Consider the following 24071-nt stretch of genomic DNA (forward strand, 5'->3'; position numbering starts at 1 on the left):
TCTCCGTCGATGGGGGGCATTTGCATCATGCGATTCAATTTTCCTTCATGCGCCGAACACTTCATTCACGATGGTATATACCGTGTCGTCGGTGACGTGGATGCCGGCGCGGGTCACGTCGGTGCCGTCATAGATCACATTGATCGAGGGCGGCGCAGTGGCGATCTCCGTCTCGGCATCGCGGCCGAAATGGCTGCGGTAGTCGAGAGCGGCGTGCTCATAGGCATACTCGTCGGGGAGCATCTTGCTCGTCTGCGTGAGTGCCTTGTAGTACTGATTGTCCGGAACGTAGGGACCCATATGGAACGCGGTCGCATTCGCAGTGTCTTGGACAAAGCGGTAGTTGCGCGAAACGGCATCGCCGTCCCCGCCCGCAAACGACTGCGTCGTCCATGTTCCGTCGGGCAGTTGGTAACGCGTCCCTGCGTTCGGCGCACGATATGTCCCGTTGATGGCGTAGTCGCCCCAGCGCAGACGCGCATTCGGCGAGCTGTATTCGATCTGTCCCGGGAGAACTTCGCCCGGCACCAGCTCCGGAACGTCCTTTCGTCCGAGATTGCTGCCCATCGGCGTACCTGAGTAGCTGTCGGGCAGTCCCTCGTTGATCCAACGTGTCTGCGAATCGGCTTTCAGATGAATCTCCTTCGCCATGATCTTGCCGTTGTTCTTGCCTTTGAGCGTATGTATCTCTGTGCCGCTCCCGTCCACAATCTTGTAGTTGGCGGCATCCTCGCCGGAGAGTTTCAGATCGTAGTTGACATCCTTGTCGCTCTCCTGCCCGCTCCCCTGCTTCCACACGTCGTTCTTCCATGCAACATTCGCATCGTCATACGTTGCGGTGGATCTGTTCCGAACCTTGTCCCCGTCGATGAATGCGCTCGCTCCCGATTTGTGGCGGAACGTCACGAGGTCGTCGCCGACACTTGCGATGTTCTTCGTACCGTCGTAGACCTTCGTCTGCTTCGGCAGATAATCTGCGGTGAGTTCGCGTCGGCTGATCCTGCCGGCCCCCTTTACCGTAACCTGACCATTCCAGTTGCCGAAGTCAAAGTTGCGATCACTCAGCTGAATCTGATACGCTACATCCTTGTTGTGTTCGCTCGCATTCTTATCCGGCTTGCCGTCCGGTCCCAGATAGGTCCCCTTGATCGAGGCAATATCCGATGCGAGCATCTTGTTGGACTTCCAACGGCTGTCGTCCCGCAGGTTTTCGAGCGGGCGATTCACATTGGCATTTCCATCATACTCCTTATCGGCATTCTTGAACTTCAGATCACGGAAGTCGTCCTCACTCACGTTTGCTTTCTTGATCTCGCCTGTGCCGTATCCCTTGTCGGTAAACTCATAATTCTTCGCATCGTCGCCGAGGAGACTGCGCAGGGCATCGCCCACCTCGTACTGCACAGACTTATCCCCCGCATTCGCATCCTGCGTAAAGGAGCTGTCGGTTGTGCCGGTGCCATAGTAGCTCGGTGTCGCCAGTGGGTTGCTCGCAGAATCCTCGAATACGAGCTGTGTCCCATTGAATCCTGCGTGATCCCTCTGCAGCGTCTTGCGTGTATCGCTGTCCAGCACGCGTGCCGTCACATCTGGATTCTCCGCCGACGCATCGTAGAACTTATCCACATGGTCAAACGCAAGATTCAGCTTGCGTTTTGTGATCTCGTTGTTCTTTGTTTTGAGCTGCGTGACCGCATTCCCGTGAACATCGACGATCTCATAGTCGCCATTGTGAGCAGCGTCAATCTTGACATCGTAGGTGACGGTCTTGTTCGTCCCGACGTTCTTATCGTCAAATTTCGCGGTCGACTCGTTCTTCGCGCCGTCCGTGGAAAGAAGTCCGGTATCACCGTCGAGGCTTTCCTCTGCCTTCTCCATCTGGACGATATGGTCGGGTTTCTCGACCAGCTTCCCACGATAGTACGTCTTGATGCTCTTGTCGGCATCCAGCACCTTGTCGGTGCCGTCATACATCTTGGTCAGCCGCCCCGGCGCATATGCCGTAACTTTGCGTTTCGTGATGACACCATCCGCCTGCTTCGTGAGCGTGCCTGTGATGTCAAAATTGTTGCCCGTGTAATCCAGTGTATAGGTGACACGGTTGGTCTTTCTGCCGCCGTCCACATGCTCTGTGTCATAATGCGTCCAGTCCTTATCGGAGCGAATTTTTAGATCCTTCTTGATGTCGATCTCCCTGCCACCGATGTCCACCTTTGCACTTGATATATAATTTTCGAGTGCACCTGCGCCGTGCTTGACCGTCGTCGTGCCGTCATAGGTCTTGGTCGCCGTGTCAAATTTCAGCTTCTCCGTGAGCTGATCCGCTGTGATCGTGCGTGGCATGATCTTGCCACGCCCTGCCATCGTGTCGCTGTCCACGCGGTAGTTCTTCGCCGCTCCGCCCGCGTGATTGTCGGCATAGTTCTTAAATGCCGCCTTGACACCGCTATAGGAAATATCCTTATCCAGAACAGTTCCGTTCTCGCGGCGTACGTTCTCATCCGAATACGCCCCGTCGATCTTGTCTGCTGCCGTCTGGTCAAAGGAGAACTTCTCCGCATCGCTGACAAATCCACTGAGCTCGATCTTGTCCTTGTCGGGATGCGGCGCGAAAACACCGCCCCCCGCATCACGGACAACCGTCCGCGTGCCGTCATAGACCTTGTCGATGTTCTTCGCGGTCACCGTCAGCGTCTTCTTGTAAATATCCGCCGCGCGTCCCGTCACCGTATGCGTGGTATCGTGCCCGGCGAGCGTGTAGTTGGCAAGTGTATCCGCATCGCCCGAGAGGGTCAGCTTGTAGTCCACCGTGCGCTGTGCGGTCGCGGGCGTACGCGCCTCAGCCTCCGCCTTGGTCTCTGCCGAGGCGTTCTTATCACTGTATGTACCCTTGACTTTGAGTTGGATCTTGCCCTCATCAGCCTTGACAATATGGGTGATATTCTCATTCGCCAGTGCGTTGACATAGTCGCGGTTCGTCTCGTCAAACGTCTGCTTCCCGTCGTACTCCTTGATGAGATGCTTCGGGAGCATGGTCGCCAGATCGCGCTTCGTGATCGTATCGCCCGTATGGTCGATGTCACGGGTACGTGTGCCTGAGAACTCGAAATTCTTCGTATTGATCGTTACGTTGTACGTAATGCCGTTTGGACGCACAGCATTCTTGTGGTTGTACTGTGCGGAATTCAGCTGGATGTCATTGAGGTTGATGTCGACGAGATTCCCCCCGCCGAGATCGAGCTTGCTCGTGCTGAAATAGTTCTTGACATGATCCATGTCCTTGTAGGACTTGCCCGTCACGGTATCTTTCCAGTAGACATCCTTCGTTCCGTCATACGTCTTCGTGGCGTTGTTGATATTGAACTTGAAGTCGTTCGCCGTAACGACGCGCTTGCGGATCGTCCCCTTGCCGTAGGCAGTATTCACAATCTCATAGTTGCCCGCATAGGACTGTCCTGCAAGCGTGCCCGCAAGGTTCTTGTACTGAACATCCTTGCCGTTCTCGACAACATTGCCGTTCGCATCCGTGACAACGTTCGGATCTTTGTGGAACGTCGCGTCGGTATTACCCGCACCGTAGAAACTCCCGACATTCGTCATATTGAACGTCGTCTTGGTGATGCCGTCCGCCGCGAGCGTTGCCGCCCTGCGTCCGTCGTCATCGCCACCGATGTCCCTGACCGTCTTATTCGCATTATCCTCTTTCGTGTCATAGGGCTTCTGCACATCGGCAAAATCGAGCGTCAGCTTGCGCGGTGTGATTGTACCCGTCGCAGAGAGGTCAATGCCGACGTCGGCATCGCGCTTGGTCGTTCCATATTGTAGTGTGTAGTTCTTCCCTGCATCGCCCGCAATCCTTGCAGTGTAGGTGATGTTCTGCGCCGTCACATTGCCGCCGACACGCGCAACATTCTTGTCCGCATACGCCGCTTCCACATTGACCGTCGCATCGGGCGTACCATCCGCCTTGCGAACGAGCTTCGTGTCCTCTGTTGTCCCCGCCGCATAGGTGACATTGCCAAGTGCGTCGTGCTCGACAAAAGCATTGTAATGACGTGTATTCGTATTGTGAACATCCGACGTTGCATCATAGATCTTGTCGATGCCCGACTTCTGCGCCAGATCGAGGTTCAGCACGCGGCGGTCGATGATCCCCTCCTTGTCCTTGCTGAAGGTATTATCTCCTGAGATGTCGATGTTGCTGTTGTTCAGATGGAACTTGTACGTCACACGATGTTTCGTTCCATTCGTCGCGTTCACGTCGGAGTACTCCGCGCTGTCCATCGTGACATCGTTTTGGAGATTGATCCAGTTCCCATTCAGCGTCACGCCAATCCGGTTGATGTACTTCCGCACCTCGCTGTTCGCGCTCGATCCGCCATACTTCACCGTCGTCGTTCCGTCGTAGGTCTTGTGCGCATCATCCGCATCAAAAACGACGTTGCCCGCGTTGATTTTTGCTCTGTTGATCCTGCCTGTGCCGTCCTTGACGTTGAAATCATAATTGTTCGTGCCGAATACCGTGCCCATCGCCGTGCCGACACCCTGATAGCGAACGGTCTTGTCGCCCGCATTCGCGTCGGGGGTGAACGTACCGCCTGAGAGCGTACCGTACGCACTCGTGACACCTGTGAGATTCGTGATATTCGTCCCGCTGACATTGCCGGCGCTGTCCTGTTGCAGAACAGCTGCGTCCGCAGCCGAAACCTTCGGCGCAATCTTCGTGTTCGTTTCTTTGCTGTCGTAGTCCTTCGATACGTGATCGAAGGTCACATCCACTTTGCGCTTTGTGATCGTGTTGTTATTAGTCGAGAACGCCCCTGCATTGTCCGCGCCGTTATATTTCAGATTGTAGTTACCACCGTTCGCAATAAAGTTCAGCGTGTAATCAATCCGCTTGTTATCCCCCGCATTCTTGTCGGCATACGTCGCGGTCGTCTCGTATTTCGTGCCATCGCCCGCGACCAATCCCGTGAGCGTGATATTGTCGCCTGCACCGGCGAGGACATCGCGCGTCGCATCATAGGTCTTTGTCAGAGGGCTGTTGACCGTCGCCGTAACATCCTTCTTCGTGATGATGCCGTCGCCCTTCGTCGTAAACGAGGTGCCCCCCGTCTTAAGGGAGAAGTTGGGATTTTTCGTGCGGTCATAGGACAGCGTGTAGGTCACGCGGTCGGTCTTTCTGCCGCCGTCCACATCCTTCTTGTCATACTGGGGCTTCTCCGTGAGGTTCAGTGCCTCAAGTACGCTCTTCGTTGTTGTCGCACCACCACCCGCAGGAGTGAGATCCACCGTCGCACCTGTGATGTAGTTCTTGACATCATTCAGCTCTGATGAACCGTTCGTCCACTTGACATCTGTCGTGCCATCGTAGACCTTCGATGCCTCACGCGTTTTAAACTTCACCGAGTTGCTATCGAGTATATACGGGGTGATGTTGCCTTTTCCAGTCGTTGCGGATGCGATGGTATAGTTGTTTGCATCCGTACCGTCCAGCTCAAGGTGGGTATAGTTGACCCAGTTTTTCCCCTCGCTGTTGCCGTTCACATTCGGACTCTCGAATTCCGCTTGATAGGTATTCTTGACCCGAGCGGAATCGTTGCCAATGAATGTGCCGGACGCAAGCTCGACCTTGTTTCGATCCACCGTCGTCCCACCGTCGTAGACCTTTGTCATCGGTTTGAACGCATTCGAAATATCCTTCGGCGTGATCGTTCCTTTCGCCGAAAGTTTCAGTCCCCCCGCCGCACTCGATGTACCGCCGTCAAAGGAATAGTTATTCGCGTCACCGCCCGTGATGGAGATGTTATACAGAATGTCCTTCACCTGCGGAGATGCACTCGTACCGCGTACGTTCTTATCATGCTCCGTGTTCGCATCGTTGCGGTATTCAGAGGTAATCGTTAGCGACGTACCGTCATTGACGAGCTTGTTTGTCCCCGTATAGACGACGTTCCCCTTCGCATCCTCGTCCTTGAGTTTGTTCCAGTTCTTCTCTTTGTCCACGAGCCTGTAGCTGCCGTCATAGACTTTGTCAATCTTCTCATCCTGCACGAGTCCCAGTGAAAGCACGCGGCGCGTGATCTTGCCCTCGCCCGAGGCGGTAAGCCCGTCCTCGTCGAGGGTCTTACCGTTCAGCGTGTAGTTCCTCAGCGTCTGAGCGTCGCCCGTCGCGGTAATGTTATAGGAGACCCGCTTCGCATCGGCGACGTTCGCCGTCGGCGTCGTTCCGTCCGTCTTCATGAACGTTGCGCCCTTCGTTCGGTCAATGGCGAACTGTATCACATCGCCGTTCACGATTTCACCCGTTTTCGGCGTGAGCGTTAGTCCTGAGGAAACGTTGTCATACCTACTCGTACCGTCATAGACCTTTGTCGCAGGAGCGCCGCTGATGTTGAATGTCGTATTGTCAATCGCCTTGCGCTTGATCGTCCCTGTGCCGTAGACGGTTGCATCGACCGTGTAGTTGCCCGCCGCCGCGCCGAATGCCCCCTTGAACACCTCGTCCATCTTCGTATAGCGGACAGCGTGCCCGTCGGGTGCAGCACTCGCGTTGAAATCCGATGTAAATTTCGTGCCATTTCTTTTTCCGTACGTGCTCATCGTCGGGTCGGCATTCAAGCGGCTCTGATACTTCGTCGTGAGCGTGTCCGCCGTAACGCCCTCGTTGCTGAGAACAGCGGACATAAAGGACTGCCCCTCGTTCGCCTCAATCTTTGTGACCGTGGCATCGGGGTTGTCCGCAGAGCGGTTGTAGGTCTTCTCCACGTTTTTCATCGTGATGTTCAGCTGGCGCGGTGTGATCTTGCCTGCATTTGCGACCGTCAGCGTCGTAGCTGTACCACCCGCCAGAGCCGTACCGGCACCCGCCGTGATACCCGTGATCTCATAGTCATCTGCGTACTGTCCCGTCAGCTGTGCCTTATACGTAACATTTTTCTCGATGACACCGCCGCCCGCATTGCGTGCGACATTCTTGTCTGCATAGGTCGCCGTAGAAGCGTTCGTGCGCTTGTCACTGTCGGAAGTCCAGCCCGTAAAGGTGACGACCGCATCGCCCATCACGATTTCACGATTTTTGTCCCGATGCTCCGCTGTACCGTCGTAGACCTTCTCGACAGCGTGTGTTGTCGCCTGAATCTTTGCAGGGGTAATAGACCCGTCCGCCGTAACTGCGGCAGGTGTTTTTCCCTCTTTGAGGTTTTCGAGGTTTTTCAGCGTTCCCCCCGTCTCCTCGGCAACCGTTCCAAAAGTATAGTTCCGCAGCGGAGCATCTGTTTCAGCCGTTCCCTCTACGCCGTATGCAACGACCTTATAGGCGACCTTCTTCGCTTCGGAGACGTGTGTTGTCTCCGTGCCGTGCTCGTCTTGAAACGTGCCGTGCGTGTTACTGGCAAGGCGGAAACGAATTTTATCTTTGTCCTGTTCGATGATTCCCGTCTTGTCAGAGGGGGTAGGTGTGACGGTCGGGGTTCTGAGATACGCCCCATCGGGAAGTGTATAGGTACTCGTGCCATCGTAGGTCTTGCTGATGCTCTCTGCCTGATACGTCCCGTCGGATTGCTTTCTCAGTACCTGAAAGCCATCGGGGTTGATGCGGCGGCGCGTGATTTCGCCCGCACCGTAGACGGTCGAATCCATGGTATAGTTATTTTTCAGTGCATCAAAGGCGGTACCGAACACCTTGTCCATGTTCTCATAGCGGACATTGTGCGTATTGCCATTGCTCGCGTTCGCATCCTTGGTAAAGGAACTGTCCGTACCGCGTCCATAGGAACTCGTTGCCGTCCCCGCCGTCAGCATATCGCGATGCTTGTTTTTTAGCGTGTCTGCCGTAACGGTCGCTTTGTCACGCTCTGCGACATTATCAATCGCAGTGATGCCGCTTTTCTTGTTTGCGGCAGTGCCGTCATAGACCTTCTGCACCACCCCGTCCATCTCAAGTGTAAGTGCGCGGCGCTTGATGATGCCTTTGTAACTTCCCGTGGGGGTCACAGACGAAACAACGTTCTTTCCCGTGGGGTCGAGGGTGTAGTTGTCCGATTCATCCCCTGTGGCACGCTCAAAAGATGCCGTATAGTTGACATCCTGCTCCTTTTCCTGTGAGCCTAACGTATCCGATACAACGTTTTCGTTCGTATAGGTCACGGTCGAGGTATTCTCTCGCGTATCATCGCCAACAAAGCCCTCGATCTTCACAATGTCCTTGCCCTTTTGGGTATGATCCTTTGTTCCGTCATAGACTTTTTCGATGCGATTATTCACGACAGTCGCCGTGAGCACGCGCGGTGTGATCTTGCCCTTGCCCGAGGCGTCGAAGGCGGTCGTTTCTGTCAGCGGATTGTCCGCGTTGTTCAATACCCAGTAGTCGGAGAGTAGATGTTTTTCATGATATACGTCGTCCGTATGGGTTTTATCCGCCTGTGCTCTGACGTTATAGGTGATCTTGTCTGCTGTACGGACATCCTTCGTGTTGAAATTCGCCTTGCGGGTCAGTGCAAAGGTAATATAGCCCCTATCCCGTGTAACAACACCCGTGTCCTCCGTATTCGAAGCCTGATTCGAGGAGAGATAATATTTTGTGGAATCCGGTGTGTACTCGCTGCTGCCGTCATAGGTCTTGGTTGCCTCGACAGCCTCATTCCTCCCCTTCTCATAGACCTTGAAATCATTGGTCGTGATCCGGCGGCGCGTGATCGTGCCTTGGAGGTCGAGATTTGTGCCCGTGAGGGTCGCCGTCGTGCTGCTCGGCACGAGTTTGTAGTTTCTGCTGTCCGCTCCTGCCAAAGTGACGTTCTTGTAACGGATCTTATGTTCGCCCGCATGAATCTCAGGAGTACCGTTCGCCTTGATATAGGTCGGACCGGCAATCGCATCAGCATTCAGAGAAACATCATCCGGGTTGTTTGTTGTATCATCCGTCTTGATGTCCTCGTTTTTCAGTTTGAGATTCGTCGCAGCATCCATACCGGACTGCGTGACGGTATCCGTACCGTCATAGATCTTCGTGGCGCTGTCTTTCACAACATTGAGCGTGAGTTTGGCTTTCGTGATCTTTGCCAGACCGTTAGTGCCAACAAATCCTGCGCCGAAATCCAGTCCACTCGTGTCGTAGTTGTCCGCATCATCTCCGCTGACCGTAATTTCGCCCTCAAACTTGACTTTTTTGAGGGGATCGCCGGCATTGTCGTTGGCATCCTTCGCGCGGATCGTTCCCTCTGCCTGCATGGTCGCCTTGAAATTCGTGTAGGCTAACGTGACACTGTCCCCGTCGACGAATCCGTTCGCACTGATGCCGCCCGCCTTGAACTTTTCCTTGAACTCGTTCGTTACATCTGCCGAGCCGTTGTACTCGCGCTCGACAGAGAATGAGCCCCCCTTCACGTCAATCTTGCGCTTCCCGATGGTGACGTTGACGTTACGCAGGTTCGGACCGTCCTGATCCGACCAGAGGATCGCCTTTGTCCCCGCGTTACGGATGTTGTCGGTTTTACTGAGCGACGTTCCCGTATCCGTATACATCTTGACGGTGTTCTTCTGCGCGTCCGTGAGGCTTTTATCATAGTTGATATTCTTCGAGGTTGTGATGACGTTCCCCGCACTGTCCGTGATTTTGATGATCTTGCTGTCGTAGGTCAGGTTCGTGATGTCTGCACGATTGTTCGATTTCACAGCATTCGCAGGATCATCAACGGCATTGCCGTCCGCCTGGTTAAACTTGCGGTACTTATACTCCACCCCGACCGAGCCGACGGAATCCACGCGCCCGTTCATAAATGCGGTCAGCAAAGGAAGGGTTCGCCCCTCGTAGATGCGCCACTTCGCACCGGGCGCACCGTCGTTGTTGATGTCCCATCCGGTGTATGTGTCTTTGGCATATGGTTGGTCTTGTTTCACATCCGAATCCGTTGTCAAACCGAACCTATACCAAGCTTTCTTGGCCTTATCATAGTAAAATACATTTTTCAGATGGGGACGAACCGTATTATCATAGGACGAAATCTTGTCACTGTGCGTATAGGAGTTTGTAACGGTGGCTTTGTTTGCCCGCTGGATAAAAAGTGCCTTGGTGTCAGAACCCGTGACAGTTGCATCGTTATAGGTATTTAGAATATCCATATTGGCAGGCGTACGACCGACAATACCGCCGCCATGAGCACCGACCTTAGCCGTACTGTATGCGCCGTCAATCGTCGTATATGAGGCTTGACCAATCAGTCCGCCGTTGTAATAATCATTTCCGCTAACCTTCGTCCCCTTGACATACACATTATAGAGTTTCGTCCCCACGGTTGTTTCGCTCGTGGGTTTATCTGGATGCGAGGGCTTACTGTAGTCTATTTCTTTGTCGCCTGTACTGCTCCCCGCAATTCCACCTGCATACTTATTCCCTGATCCTGTATTACTCGCAACCGACCCGCCAACAATGCCCAGATTATAAACGTGCGCATTCTCCAACGCACCAAAAAAACCGGCATCATCTGTACCGGAGACGGTCATGTCCCGGATCTGAAAGAAGTTGCCGTCGAATTTCCCCTTGAACGGTGTCGTATGATTTCCAATGGGCGTATGTGCCGCACCCACATAGTCAATATCGTTTGCGAGCATATAGTTGCCCGCAAGATTCGTTGTGTTCGTGTTGATCGCATTGAGGTCAGACTCGTTTGCAACAAGCTGATAGTAGTTATCTGCCGCCGTTGCAGCTGCGCCGTTGACTTGATAATCCGCCGCTGCAGGTGCGTGCCCGCTTTCATAGCCGATATGGGCATAGCCGCCGTTTGCTGTATCCGTATGAAGCACAACAGGACTTGCCGTCGTGTGCACGTTTGCCGCATTGAGGAAGCGAATATTCTTGCCGTGCACCTCGACGGTATTCGCTGTGATCTCGCCCATATTGACGACATCGGAGAGACCTGCAGACGTATCGAGCGGCGATACATTGTTCTCCATGTCGGCATCTTTGTTTACCGTGGAAACCGCCTGCGTCGAAACATAAAGATTCCCGACGTTGACCTCGGCAGACTTGCCAAAGATGACGCCGTTCGGGTTGACGATGTAGACGTTCTTGCCGCCCTCAATCATACCGTTGATGTTCGAGGTATTCGCACCCGTAACGATGTTCAGATAGTTGTTGGTCTTATTCCCGCTGTCATAGCGCACACGTTCCCCCTGCGCGATGGAGTAATCTCGCCATGTAATCACATTATTGAGGTTTGACGATGTGATGTTCATGTCGCTGCTTGTCGTCAGACCCGTTGCCCCGCCAAAAACAGCCTCTCCACCCGTCGGCGCAGCAAACGCGACCTGCGGAATCAAAAAAGCGCCCGCCATGCCTGCGAGCAGTGCATACTGCACGCGCTGCGATAGTTCTGTTCGAGTATTCTTCATTTCCGCTCTCCCGTTGTCCCATTACTACTTATATGGTATATCGGATATTACACGTCATTTGATAATAGCATAAACATAGGGTGAAAACAATAAAACCCTCCAATCGTCCTAGGACGATTGGAGGATGCCACAGATGGAATACGAAAGCAGCAAATCATAGCATCGCCTTGTACCGCGCCCACTCCGATTGGGGAATGGCGAGGACATCCATTGCTTTCTCCACGGTGAGCTGAAGCTCGGTCATCAATCTCCGAATGGAGGAAAGACGCTCCGTCTCTCGCCCCTGCTCCCTCCCCTCTTCAATAAGTTCCTGCTTGAACTGTTCCCACATCGAGTTCATACCAACTGCTCCTTCCTCGGTGTTCTTAAACGCTCCTGTTCGTTCTGCAAGAACGGCATAGTACATCTTCTCCGGCTGCACACATCGAAAATCGTGCATCAGTTTCCCAAGTGGCGTTTCTTCGTCCACCATCGAGGCGTTCACATAGACGATGTGTGAGCCGTCGTCAAAGACATCTCCATCATCCTCGATCATCCGTCGGATCACATAGAGCGGTTTGCCCTTGCCGAGCACATCCGTCTCCGTAATGAAGATGACATAGGTCTCGGGCAGCTTCTCGTAGTCCGCCCCCTCCGCCAGTGCATTCGCATCCATGATGCTGCTGTGATAGCGTGCTCTGCGCGGTACTGCGCCCTTTTTCGCACGTTGGATTTCGATATTAAACTCCTGTCCATCGGCAAACGCATGAATGTCGAGCCGCACGTCATGCCCATGCAGATTTTTCAGTGTATGCTGCGTCACAACGCTTGTCGCGTGGAGATTCGGACGGTTCAGGATGATCTGCAAGACCAGATCAACGCAGGGAAGGCTGTCCTGAAACACAGCCGTCATAAAAACATCATCCATCAGCGTAAAGCTCTGAACGATTTCCCTATAGCGCGCACGCCTCGCTTCCTCTGTATCAAATGCCATCGAATCCCTCCTCTGTTATATTGTAGCCGATTCGTTATATGAGTGCAAGCGATACTTCAGAGGCAAACAAAAAGTCTCCCCTGCCGAAGCAAGGGAGACGGCTATCTATTCTTTTTTACTGCAACAGGCTCAGTACCGCGCTTGAGTTCTGGTTTGCCTGCGCGAGCATCGCCTGTGCCGACTGCGTGAGTACGTTGTTCTTTGTGTATGCCGTCATTTCCTTCGCCATATCCGAATCGCGGATGACAGACTCGGAATCCTGCACGTTCTCGGATGCTGTGACAAGGTTGCTGCTCGTATAGCCGAGGCGGTTCTGCGCCGCACCGATGGCAACCATCTGATCCGTTGCCTTGATGAGTGCATTCTCAAACACGTTAATCGCAGCGTTCGCAGCCTCACGTGTTGTCACCTGAACCTTCGGGCCACTGCCGACAACGGAAATCCCCGCACCCAGAGTCCCATGATCCCAACCCTTTCCGTCCGAGGACTGGAGTCCGAGTGCCGCCGAGCGCATATCAGTGAAGCCGACCTTTACACTCTGATTTGCCTTGACCCCGGTCTGGAGCACGAGTGCATTATCCGCCGACGGGTTTTGTGCACGCACAACTTCCCGAAAGTCGTCAAGAACAGCGTTGACTTCCTTGCGTAAATTTCCACGATTATCCGTTATCGTGAAAGTAATGCCGGACACTTGCTGCTTAACGCCCGCCTTATCCGCACGAATCGTCACAGCAGGCTGACGATCCGGCGTATACACCGTTTTCCCGTATTCATCCTTGCCAATTTCTGCCGTATCTGAGTACCAACCTGCATGATCTCCTGTAATAATACCGACCATAGCGGCTATATCCGTGTTTCCAATCGGTGAAATCTTGCCCGTATAACTGACACCATTATGTACCCACGAAGCTGTTACGGTATCTGTCGGATGAATCCCAAGTGCATTGCCGTCACGACGTTTCAGTGCCGTCAATCTGGTGGTGTCAGTCGTATCCTTCCCAAGGCTCATATTGGAGTAGGTGGAGCGCGTTCCGCCGTCCCCCTCACCGACAACAAGCCCATTCCGCGACCCATCAATGAGATATTTCCCGTTGTACGTCGTGAGTGCGTTCTCGTCGATCTGGTCGATGAGGTGATCGACTTCCTTCTGGATGACGGCGCGATCCTCGTCCGTGTTTGTATCGTTCGCGGCGTTGATCGCCTTTTCCTTGAGCGTCTTGAGGATTTCGATGGTGGACTGCACCGCGCCCTCTGCCGTTCGGAGGAGCGCAGAACCGTTCTTCGTGTTGTTGTCGTCCTGGTCGAGCGAGCGCACCTGCACGCGCATCCGCTCCGAGATCGCCATGCCCGAGGCATCGTCTCCCGCGCTGTTGATCTTCATGCCCGAGGAAACCTTCTGCAGACTCTTCGAGAGTGCGCTCTCATTCTTGTTGAGCGTGTTGAGCGTATTCACCGCCGGCATATTATTCTTGACCACCATCGCCATAAAGACTGCCTCCCTGACTGTAATCTATGGTTTTATTCCGAAATAACTGCATAAAAGAGCATAGCTAGCCCATCTTGACAAATATATCGTCGAAATGAGGATAGAACTTAACTATATAAAGCAATATTTTAAAGGGATATGAATTCTTTGTATACGCCGCCGTCGACGTACTGCAAAAACGCACAAACGGCATCGCTCACCTCTTTGGTTTCACAAAGCACTCTTATAGAGCTGACGCTCTGCCTGCGGAATCTCAAGCAAGTCCATCGCCTGTTCTGCTGATATTTTTAGCTTTGAAATCAGTCGACGAATATCTTCCATTCGAGTTTCTTTGCGCTCCTCTTTGCGTTCCTCTTTGATTTTCATCTCATACGTCATGTAACTCACCGCCTCTCCTTCGATCCGCTTGACCTTCTGAATCTCCTCGTCGATCTCCTGCACGAAGTGATCTGCCGTCATCACGCCGTCGACGTACTGCAAAAACGCACGAATGGAATTGTCGATCTCACCAAGTCGCCCCTTTGTGTTGAGAAAAATCTTTCGAGCCCCATCGTTCAACCGCAAAGCTGCATCCTCGACACAGCAATTCTCAAAGGTGTAGAAATATCGCCCCATGCCAAACGGATCAAATGGGCAGATAAAGATGATAATCGTCGGATTGAGCGTATCATAGTCTGCACCTGCCGCGAGGAGATCAGCATCCATCATGGACTGATAGTAACGCGTCCGCTTCGAGAGGCCGTCCCCCTCGGGCTTTCGCACCTGCATCTCGATGTTGTAGACAGTGCCCTGATCGTCCTTCACATAGACATCCAGACGAATCCCCTTGCTGTGATAACGTGCCGTAACTGTTTTCTCCGTCTCAAGATAGTCAATGTCCTCGATCTCAATGTGAAGAATCCGCTCAAGCATCTGCTTGCAGATACGCTTGCGGCTCATGATGAGCTTGAACATATAGTCGTCACTGATGGTCAGCTCTTCCCATGGCTTGATCCGATACCCACTCATACGCTCACCTCTTTTCTCTATTTTACGAATTTTTACAGGGGAGTGCAAGAAAAAGGTTGCGTTCATCTCTCGATGAGCACAACCTTTTTGGTTTCCTACGCAAACAGCTCGACCTGGTTGCTCTCCATCATCCCGTCCAAGCAACCGTGTTCACGCAGGAGTTCGACGGCGGGGGTCGGGATGTGGGCGCGGGTGGCGAGATCCTCGATGGAGATGAACTGTCCGTACTGCCGCGCCTCGACGATTGCCTGTGCCGCCTTCTGTCCCATGCCGGGGAGGGCGGTCAGCGGCGGGAGGAGGGATTTCTCGTGGAGGATGAATTTCTCCGCGTCGGATGCATAGAGGTCGACGGGCTCGCAGGAGAAGCCGCGCAGATACATTTCCCACGCTAACTGTAACACGATAAGGATGTCCTGTTTCTTGTTGTCGAGCTTGCCGCGATGCTCACGCGCCTCGGCGCTGAGTGCGTCGATGGCCGCCTTGACCGCTGTTTTGCCCTTTGAAATAATGTTCGCGTCGAACTCGTCCGCACGAATGGAGAAGTATGCGGCATAGTAGGCGAGCGGATAATGCACCTTGCAGAAGGCGATGCGGTAGCCCATCATGACGTAGGCGGTCGCGTGCGCCCGCGGGAAAAGATACTTGATCTTCTGGCAGGAGTCGATGTACCACTCAGGGATCCCGCCCGCACGCAGTTTCTCGACGACATCGGCGGCGATGCCCCGCCCCTTTCGCACGTTCTCCATGGTCTTGAACGAGAGGAGCGGGTCGATGCCGTTCTGCATGAGGTAGTTCATGATGTCGTCGCGTGCAGAGATCGCGTCCTTCAGCGTACTTGTGCCCGCCTTGATGAGATCCTGCGCGTTGCCGAGCCAGACGTTCGTGCCGTGGGAAAATCCCGAGATGCGTACGAGGTCAGCGAAGCAGTCGGGGTGCGAGTCGTCGATCATCTTCTGCGTGAACGAGGTGCGGAACTCGGGGATCCCGTACGTTCCCATATTCGCTCCCAGTTCCTCGGGGGTGATGCCGAGTGCCTCGGTCGAGGTGAAGATGGACATGGTGGCGGGATCGTCAAAGGGGATGGTCTCGGGGTCGCGATGCGTCAGCTCCTCAAGCATCTTGATGACGGTCGGGTCATCGTGTCCGAGGATGTCGAGCTTGACGAGGCGCTCGCTGATGGAGTGATAGTCGAAATGTGTGGTGAGCGTGTCCGACTCCATGTTGTTCGCAGGACGCTGAATGGGGGTAAAGTAGTGTACGTCCATGTCGCGCGGTACGACCATGATGCCGCCCGCGTGCTGCCCCGTGGTCGCCTTGACCCCCATGCAGCCGCGCATCATGTGCTCGATGTAGGCACGCCCCTTCGCCTCGCCCATGTCCTCGTAGTAGTGCATGGCGTAGCCGTAGGCGTTCTTGTCCTGCAGACCCGAGATCGTTCCCGCGCGGAACACGTTCATCTTGCCGAACAGGACTTCGGTGTATTTGTGCGCGATCGGCTGATAGTCGCCCGAGAAGTTGAGATCAATATCGGGGACTTTGTCGCCGTCGAATCCAAGAAAGACGGCAAACGGGATGTTATGCCCGTCCTTCGTGAGCGGCGTGCCGCAGACGGGGCAGTCCATCGACGGCAGGTCAAAGCCGCTCCCGACGGAGCCGTCCTCGATGAATTTGTTGTACTGACAGTGGCGGCAGCGATAGTGCGGCGGCAGGGGGTTGACCTCGGTGACGCCGATCATGGTGGCGACGAAGGACGAGCCGACGGAGCCGCGCGAGCCGACCAGATAGCCGTCGTTGTTGGATTTTTTCACGAGCCGCTGCGCGATGATGTAGAGCGCGGCAAAGCCGTGCTTTAGGATCGGCTTCAGTTCGAGTTCGAGGCGGTCGGAGACGACCTTCGGCAGGTTCTTTCCATACAGTTTCCGCGCCCGTGCATAGGACATCTCCTGGATCTCGCGATCCGCGCCCGGCACGGTCGGCGCATAGAGTTCGTCGGGGATGGGGAGGAAGTGCTCGACCATGTCGGCGATCCTTCGCGGATTTGTGACGACACACTCGTACGCACGCTCTGCGCCGAGGTAGTCGAACTCGGCGAGCATCTCCTCCGTCGTCCGCAGGTAGAGCGGCGGCTGCCGATCTGCGTCGCGGTAGCCGTTCGCCTTTTGGATCATGGCGCGGTAGACGGCATCCTCGGGATTCAGAAAGTGCACGTCGCAGGTCGCAATGAGCATTTTGCCGAGTTTTCGCGCGAGCGCATCGACCTTGCGGTTGATGTCCCTGAGATCCTCGTCGGTCTGCATGGGGAAACGCTCGTCATATTTCAAAAAGTCGTTGTTATGGATGGGCTGGATTTCGAGGAAGTCGTAGAACCGTGCCATCTCCTCCAGTTCCTCGTCGGGCCGCCCCGCGACGATGGCGCGGATGAGTTCGCCCGCCTCGCACGCGGAGCCGACGATGATGCCCGCACGGTACTGCTGCAGCACGGCACGCGGGATACACGGACGGCCGCGCTTTTTCGTGCCGCGAAAATAGCGGATGTGCGAAAGGGAAACGAGCCGGTAGAGGTTATACAGTCCGGTCTTGTTCTGTGCGAGGAAGATGATGTGATGGGCGCGCTGATCCTCGGGCTTGTCGAGGAGATAGCCCTCCATGCCGTAGATGATCTTGATGTCTTTGCCCTTTTTCCTCAGGGCGCGTGCCGTATTCATCGCCTCGGGAAATGCCTGCACAACGCCGTGGTCGGTGATGGCAACGGCGGGCCAGCCCCAGCGTGCCGCCGTCTCGACGAGTACCTTCGGCGGGACGACGGCATCGAGGGCGCTCATCTTCGTATGGGCGTGCAGCTCGACGCGCTTCACCTCTGCCGTGTCCTCGCGCTGCGGGACGTTCCTCTTTTCCATGCTGTCGATGAAAAGGACGTAGTCGCTGACGAATTTGTCGTATTCGATCTTTCCTTGGATGCGGACGGAGCAACCCTTTCCGATTGCCTTGAGGATGCGCTCGACCTCCGCGTCCACCTCCTCCTGTGTGGTCTTGCCGCGTGCGCCAAAGAATTTTTTGCACGCGATTCCATTCGTCTTGTCAGCAAATTTGAGGAGGAGGATCTGTGCGCCTGACTTGAGTTTGTTCGCCTGTGCGCCAAAGACTTCGCCCGCGAGGACGATGCTTTTCACCTCGTCCTCGATCACGCCGAGTTCGCGCACCTCACCTGCAATGCCGCGCCCCATGATGACGTTTTCGGGCAGTTCCTTCGGCTTTGCGTCCTTCGCCGTACGTGCGGGAGCGGAGGCGGCGGGGGCTTCCTTTTTGACGACGGCGGGCAGGGGGGGCGGTGTCCACGCGGGCGCAGGATCCTCGTCGCCGAGGTCGCACTCCATGCAGACGACGCGGCAAGCACAGCCGATGTGCGTGCGAATGGCCTGCTCGATGCGTTTTGCGATGTTGTTCTGCGCGAACAGCTCCGCGCCGAATGCGCCGGGAGCCGCAAGGCGGACGATGTTGCCGTCCACGGTATACTCCGCCCTGCGCAGGGTGTGAAAGAGAACGGCATCCTCGCCCGCCGCCGTGCGCACGACGCGCTCCCATAGGGGGGCGACGGCAGGTGCGAGCGCGATGACGTTCTGCTGGATGTACGCGCCCGCAAGCCGATAGTTCGCCGCAATCTGCTGCGTGATGGCGGCGGTCAGTTCCGCATCGAGGACGACGGGCGTACCGATGACCAGTTCCCATGTATTGTCCTCTGCCGCGACCTCAACGTGGCGCAGCACGCACGCACGCAAAAGAGCCCTCTCCTCATCTGAGAGGGCGAGCCCGCGCAGGAGACGCAGGAGCATATCCTCCGCGCTCGGGAGGATGCGATAGATCTTGTTCATTCGTCGTAGAGCCTCTGATAATGCGCCCTGTCCTCAAGGACGCGCCGCACATAGAGCCGCGTCTCGGGATAGGGAATCGCCTCGATTTCGTCAAACTGATCCGTCCAGTGCCAACGTTCCATCCACTCGCGCACGTTGCCGCGCCCCGCGTTGTACGCCGCGAGCGCGAGGATGTCGTTGCCGCCGAACTCCCGCTCAAGCTCCGCGAGGTACCACACGCCATAGCGGATGTTGAGTGCGGGGTCGTAGAGGTAGTCCTCGGTGAACGGTTCGTCCATCTGCCGTGCGATCCATTCCGCCGTCTGCGGCATGAGCTGCATCATGCCGAGTGCGCCGCCCGTGGACTTGGCGTTCGGTCGGAACTTGCTCTCGTGTTTGATAACGGCAGCGACGAGATAGGGATCGACATGATAATGCGCGGCACTTGTCTCGATCCGGCTGCGGTAGTCGTAGGGGTAAAACCAGCTGCGCTCCACCATGTTCCAACCACCGACGATCACAAAGACGATGATGCCGACGACAAGAGCGCGTATGCCCCACCAGAATCTGCGCCGTATGTTATGCGCGTTCAAGAATCCGTTCCTTCCAAAGTTTCCCAATGTATTCCCGTATTTCTTCCACCGTTCCGCTGTTGTCGATGACGACATCCGCACGCGCACATTTCTCCGCGAGCGGCATCTGCGCCGCGATGCGTGCCCGCGCCTCACGCTCGGTCATGTCCTTGTCACGCGCCAAAAGGCGGGCAAGCTGCTCCTCCCGAGGGAGCGCAACCACCCATATCTCGTCGGCGAGTGCATCCCATCCCGCCTCAAAGAGCAGCGGCACATCCAGTACCGCTGCTCTTTTCTGTGCCTGTGCTGCCGCACGCAGCCGCTCCTCTGCCTCTCTGCGGATAATGGGATGCGCGATGGCCTCCACCTCGGCGCGTACGGCAGGGTCGGCAAAGACGCACCGTGCAATCGCCGCGCGGTCGAGCGTGCCGCCCTCCGTCACGATCTCCCTGCCGAAACGCTGCACATAGGCGTGAAAGAGCGGCTGATGCGGCTGTGATAGCTCGTGTGCGAGCGCATCCGCATCAATAATTGTCGCACCGCGTTTCCGCAGCTCCGTGCTGACGGTGGACTTTCCACAGGCGATGCCGCCCGTCAGACCGATGATCCACACCTATTTCGCCTCCGCCCAGTTCCTGCCCATATGCACGTCAACAGCGAGCGGCACGGCAAGCTCCGCCGCGCCGCTCATCGCCGTGCGCAGAAGTTCACTGACCTGTTCGATCTCATCCTGCACGACCTCAAGTACGAGTTCATCATGCACCTGAAGGAGGATGCGACTTTTGACGTTTGCAGAGCGCAGTGCCGCATCAGCGCGAATCATGGCGATCTTGATGAGATCCGCCGCCGTCCCCTGGATCGGCGTGTTCATCGCCATGCGCTCGGCAAAGGATCGCTGCATAAAGTTCCGGCTATGGATGGCGGGCAGGTCGCGCCGCCGCCCGTAGAGGGTCGTTACAAAGCCGTTCGTATGCGCGTCCGCAACCGTCTTGTCGAGAAACTCACGAACGCCGTGATAGCGTTCAAAGTACCGTTCGATGTAGCCCGCCGCCTCCCTGCGACCGATGCCGAGATCACGGGCAAGACCGAAATCGCTCAGGCCGTAAACAATACCGAAGTTGACCGCCTTTGCCCTGCGCCGCTGCTCGGCTGTAACCTCCGCGAGCGGCACGCCGAACACCTCCGATGCGGTGCGGGCGTGCACGTCCTGCCCGTGACGGAACGCGTCGATGAGGGTCGCATCCCCCGACATATGCGCGAGGATGCGAAGCTCGATCTGCGAGTAGTCCGCCGAGAGCAGCAGATCATAGCCCGCGCCCGGCTCGAAGAGCGCACGCACGGCACGCCCTTCCTCGGTGCGTACGGGGATGTTCTGGAGGTTCGGGTCGGAGCTGGAGAGCCGCCCCGTCGCCGTCACCGTCTGGTTAAAGCTCGTATGGACGCGTCCTGTTGCGGGGCGGATGAGTGCGCCGATGCCCTCAAGATAGGTGGAGCGCAGCTTCGTCCACATACGGTAGGTGAGTACCTTGTCCACGATGGGATGGCGGTCACGCAGCTCCTCAAGGGTCTCCGCGTTCGTCGAGTAGCCTGTCTTGGTCTTTTTGACCTTGCTTCCCGCCGCGAGATCGAGGCGTTCAAAAAGGACTTCGCCAAGCTGTTTGGGCGAGCTGATGTTGAACTCCGTCCCCGCGAGCGCATGAATCTCCGTGACAAGCGCATCAATGCGCGCATTTGCCGCCGCAAGTTCCCGCTCAAGCGCGGCGCCGTTCACATAGATGCCCGTCCGCTCCATCGCTGCCAGCACGGGCACAAGCGGCAGTTCGACACCCCGATAAAGCGGCATCAAATGTGCTTCTGTGAGTGCCAGCCGCAGAGGTGCGGAGAGCCGCGCAGCAAGCTGCGTCTCACGCACGACGCGCACCTCTTCGCTCAGACCGTCGGACGCAGCGGGGAGCTGTCCCAGATGGGCGAACGCCGTGCGCTCGAGGTCGCGCTTGCTCTCCTCGGGATGGAGGAGGTAGTCCGCAAGCTCGAGGTCGAAAATATTTGCACCGATGGAAAGCCCCGCCTGTGCATAGCGTTTTGCGTTCCAGAGCACGACGGGACGCGCCGCAAGGATCTCCCGCAGCGTGTCAAACAGTGCGGAATCTGCACGCACAGTGCGCTGCTCCTTCCCATAGACGAGGGCGAGCAAATCCATCTGTACAAAGGGCGGCGTTCCGCTGAATACCGCACCGACGGCGATCTCCCCCGCCGCACGCAGGACATCGAGATCCGCAGCGGTGAGCTCCGCCACCTCCGCACGCATCTCCTCCGCGTGATTCTCTGCCGTATCCTCTGCCGCAAAGAGGGACTGCTCCGCTGCGCCCGCAGGCACATCCGTCCCCAGATAGTCCATGAGCGCACGATGCACCGTCCGCAGCTCGTACGCCCTGCAGAACGCGTCGAGTGCCGCGCAGTCGGGCTGCATACGAAAGCCCTCCGCCGCATAGCGGAGTTCGGGTACATTGCATTCAATCGTCGCGAGCCGCTTCGACAGGAGCGCCTGCTCGCGGTACTCCACGAGCGATGCGCTGAGTTTCTTCCCGCTGACCTCGGCGGCATGATCGAGCACGTTCTCAATCGTACCGTATGCGAGGAGCAGCTTCGTCGCGGTCTTGGGTCCAATGCCCGGCACGCCCGGAATGTTGTCCGAACTGTCGCCCATCAGCCCCTTCATGTCGATGAGGCGGATCGGCAGGAAGCCGTATTCCTCCTCAAACGCCGCCGTGTCGTACGCACGCGTGTCGCTGATGCCCTTTTTTGTCAGCACAATGGTCAGCCCATCGCGGATCAGTTGGAGTGCGTCACGGTCGCCCGTCACAACGACGGTCTCCGTCCCCTCTGCCGCCGCCTGTGTCGCGAGCGTGCCGATGATGTCGTCCGCCTCGTAGTCGTCCATCTCAAGGAACGGGATGCCGAGGCTCTGCGCGAGTTCCTTCAGAAGAGGAATCTGCGCGATCAGTTCCTCGGGGGTCTTGTCCCGCGTCCCCTTGTAGGCGGGATAGAGTGCCGTGCGGAACGTCGTGCGGCTCTTGTCAAACGCGATGACGATCTGCGTCGGTTCGAGTTCCTTCAGCAGCTTGACGAGCATCATCGCAAAGCCGTGCACCGCATTTGTATAAATGCCGCGTGCGTTCGGCGGGAGCTGCAGCGCGTAGAACGCGCGGAAAAAGAGACTGCTCCCGTCGAGAACGGCAAATTTCCCCCTGCTCACAGGCCGGGCTTCTCCGCATCCTCAAGGCGCATGAGGACAAAGAGGTAGTCGGACAGGCGGTTCAGGTAGCGCAGATCGACCTCCGCCACGCTGCCGCGCCGCGCGAGCGTCCATGCGTGACGCTCTGCGGTGCGTGCCGATGTTCGCGCCAGATCAAGCATCGCGCCCGCCTTCTCATCCCCGGGGATGATGAACTCCTTGAGCGCGGGCAGGCTCTCCTCGATGTCCGCAATCTCCGCCTCGATCCTGTCGACCATCTCGTCCGTGATGCGCGGCGGCTTGTTGCGGCTCGCAAAGTCCGCCATCAGCATACCGAGCTGCTTCTGTACCGCGAGGATGTCCTCCTTCACGCGCTTGCTCGTCGCAAAGGCGCGCGCCATGCCGAGCGTCGAGCCGAGGCTGTCCACCATCCCGTACACCTCAACGCGCAGATCATCCTTTGCAATGCGCTCCCCCGTATAAAGGCTCGTCTGCCCCTGGTCGCCTGTTTTCGTTGTAACACTCATCGCAGATTCCTCCCTTGTTTCTAATAACTGCACCCGACTTTGCAAAGGTGCAGAGTCGGGCGTTAAAATCAATTTTTTAGAAAATCTCCGTCTCACTGAAGAAGATGTGTACCTCACGCGCCGCACTCTCGGGACTGTCGGACGCGTGTACGGCATTCTCGCTCCCGTTCTTTGCGAAACGCTTGCGGATCGTGCCCTCTGCCGCATTCGCCGGATTCGTCGCACCGTGCAGTTCGCGCACGCGTGCAATCGCATTCTCCCCCGCGAGCACCATCGCCACGAGCGGCGCGGAGGTCATAAACGCGGCAAGCTCGCCGTAGAACGGCTTCGCAAGGTGCTCCGCATAGTGGATACGTGCGATGCGATCCGTCATCTGCATCATCTTCATCGCGCGGATCTCAAGCCCCGCCTCCTCATACGCCTTCGTAATGTCTCCGATGTGGTGCGCCCCGACGGCGTCCGGCTTAATGAGAACCAGAGTTTGTTCCATTACTTCATCTCCTCAATGATCTGTTTGTACTCCGCTCCGAGGTCGGCATAGTTCTCCGCCGCCGCACGAAGCGCCTCGATTTCATCGTCGCGCAGAGCGCGTACGATCTGAGCGGGGTTGCCGAACACAAGCGAGTTCGACGGAATCTTCTTGTGTTGGGGAAGGAAGGTGCCCGCGCCGATGACGACGTTCTCGCCAATCTCGGAGTAGCCCATGATGATCGAGCCCATGCCGATGAGGGTGCCCGCCCCGATGCGGCTGCAATGCACGACGGCGTTGTGTCCGATGAGCACATTGTCCCCGATGCACACGGGTACGTCACGCATGACGTGAATCGTCGCGTTTTCTTGGATGTTCGTATTCTGCCCGATCGTAATCGGCTGAAAATCGCCGCGCACCACTGCGCTGAACCACACACTCGATCCGGCTCCAATCTCCACGTCGCCGATGACCGCAGCCGTCGGAGCAATGAATGCCGTTGGATGGATCGTGGGCGTTTTTCCCCGATAGGGCAGGATAATCTTGTCCATCTACGCAGCCTCCT

At 56.4% G+C, this 24071-nt stretch carries 11 protein-coding genes; all 11 read right to left on the reverse strand.

Annotation, left to right across the window (positions count from 1 at the left end; translation table 11 throughout):
• Window positions 1-45: 45 nt before the first annotated feature.
• Window positions 46-11388 carry a YDG domain-containing protein gene (locus QU667_RS09195; protein ID WP_304986878.1) on the reverse strand — a complete coding sequence of 3781 codons (11343 nt, stop codon included), beginning with the start codon at window positions 11386-11388 and terminating at the stop codon, window positions 46-48.
• A gap of 154 nt (window positions 11389-11542) precedes the next feature.
• Complete coding sequence (locus QU667_RS09200) at window positions 11543-12361, reverse strand: PD-(D/E)XK nuclease family transposase (RefSeq protein ID WP_304986879.1); 819 nt, start codon at window positions 12359-12361, stop codon at window positions 11543-11545.
• A gap of 115 nt (window positions 12362-12476) precedes the next feature.
• Window positions 12477-13847, reverse strand: coding sequence for a flagellin N-terminal helical domain-containing protein (locus tag QU667_RS09205; RefSeq protein ID WP_304986880.1), 1371 nt, complete (start codon window positions 13845-13847; stop codon window positions 12477-12479).
• 210 nt (window positions 13848-14057) lie between these two features.
• Window positions 14058-14855 (reverse strand): Rpn family recombination-promoting nuclease/putative transposase, encoded by a 798-nt coding sequence (locus QU667_RS09210; RefSeq protein WP_304986881.1) that lies wholly within the window; start codon window positions 14853-14855, stop codon window positions 14058-14060.
• Between the two features lie 95 nt (window positions 14856-14950).
• Window positions 14951-18724, reverse strand: a complete 3774-nt coding sequence (locus tag QU667_RS09215; RefSeq protein ID WP_304986882.1) for a PolC-type DNA polymerase III — start codon at window positions 18722-18724, stop codon at window positions 14951-14953.
• A complete protein-coding gene (locus QU667_RS09220) occupies window positions 18721-19296 on the reverse strand; it encodes a lytic transglycosylase domain-containing protein (protein WP_304986883.1) in 576 nt (191 codons plus the stop codon). Before QU667_RS09220 ends, QU667_RS09215 begins: the two co-directional genes overlap by 4 nt.
• Window positions 19283-19888, reverse strand: a complete 606-nt coding sequence (gene coaE / locus QU667_RS09225; RefSeq protein ID WP_304986884.1) for a dephospho-CoA kinase — start codon at window positions 19886-19888, stop codon at window positions 19283-19285. The genes QU667_RS09220 and coaE overlap by 14 nt, the downstream gene beginning before the upstream one ends.
• Window positions 19889-22531: a DNA polymerase I gene (polA, locus tag QU667_RS09230; protein WP_304986885.1), complete on the reverse strand. Its 2643-nt coding sequence runs from the start codon at window positions 22529-22531 to the stop codon at window positions 19889-19891.
• On the reverse strand, window positions 22528-23037 hold the full coding sequence (locus tag QU667_RS09235) for a cob(I)yrinic acid a,c-diamide adenosyltransferase (RefSeq protein ID WP_304986886.1): 510 nt from the start codon (window positions 23035-23037) through the stop codon (window positions 22528-22530). The genes polA and QU667_RS09235 overlap by 4 nt, the downstream gene beginning before the upstream one ends.
• A 76-nt stretch (window positions 23038-23113) precedes the next feature.
• Entirely contained in the window at window positions 23114-23527 is a 414-nt protein-coding gene (ndk, locus tag QU667_RS09240; protein WP_304986887.1) for a nucleoside-diphosphate kinase, read from the reverse strand.
• Entirely contained in the window at window positions 23527-24057 is a 531-nt protein-coding gene (locus tag QU667_RS09245; protein WP_304986888.1) for a gamma carbonic anhydrase family protein, read from the reverse strand. Before QU667_RS09245 ends, ndk begins: the two co-directional genes overlap by 1 nt.
• Window positions 24058-24071 lie beyond the last annotated feature (14 nt).

Source organism: Selenomonas dianae (genome assembly GCF_030644225.1).
Classification (GTDB): domain Bacteria; phylum Bacillota; class Negativicutes; order Selenomonadales; family Selenomonadaceae; genus Centipeda; species Centipeda dianae.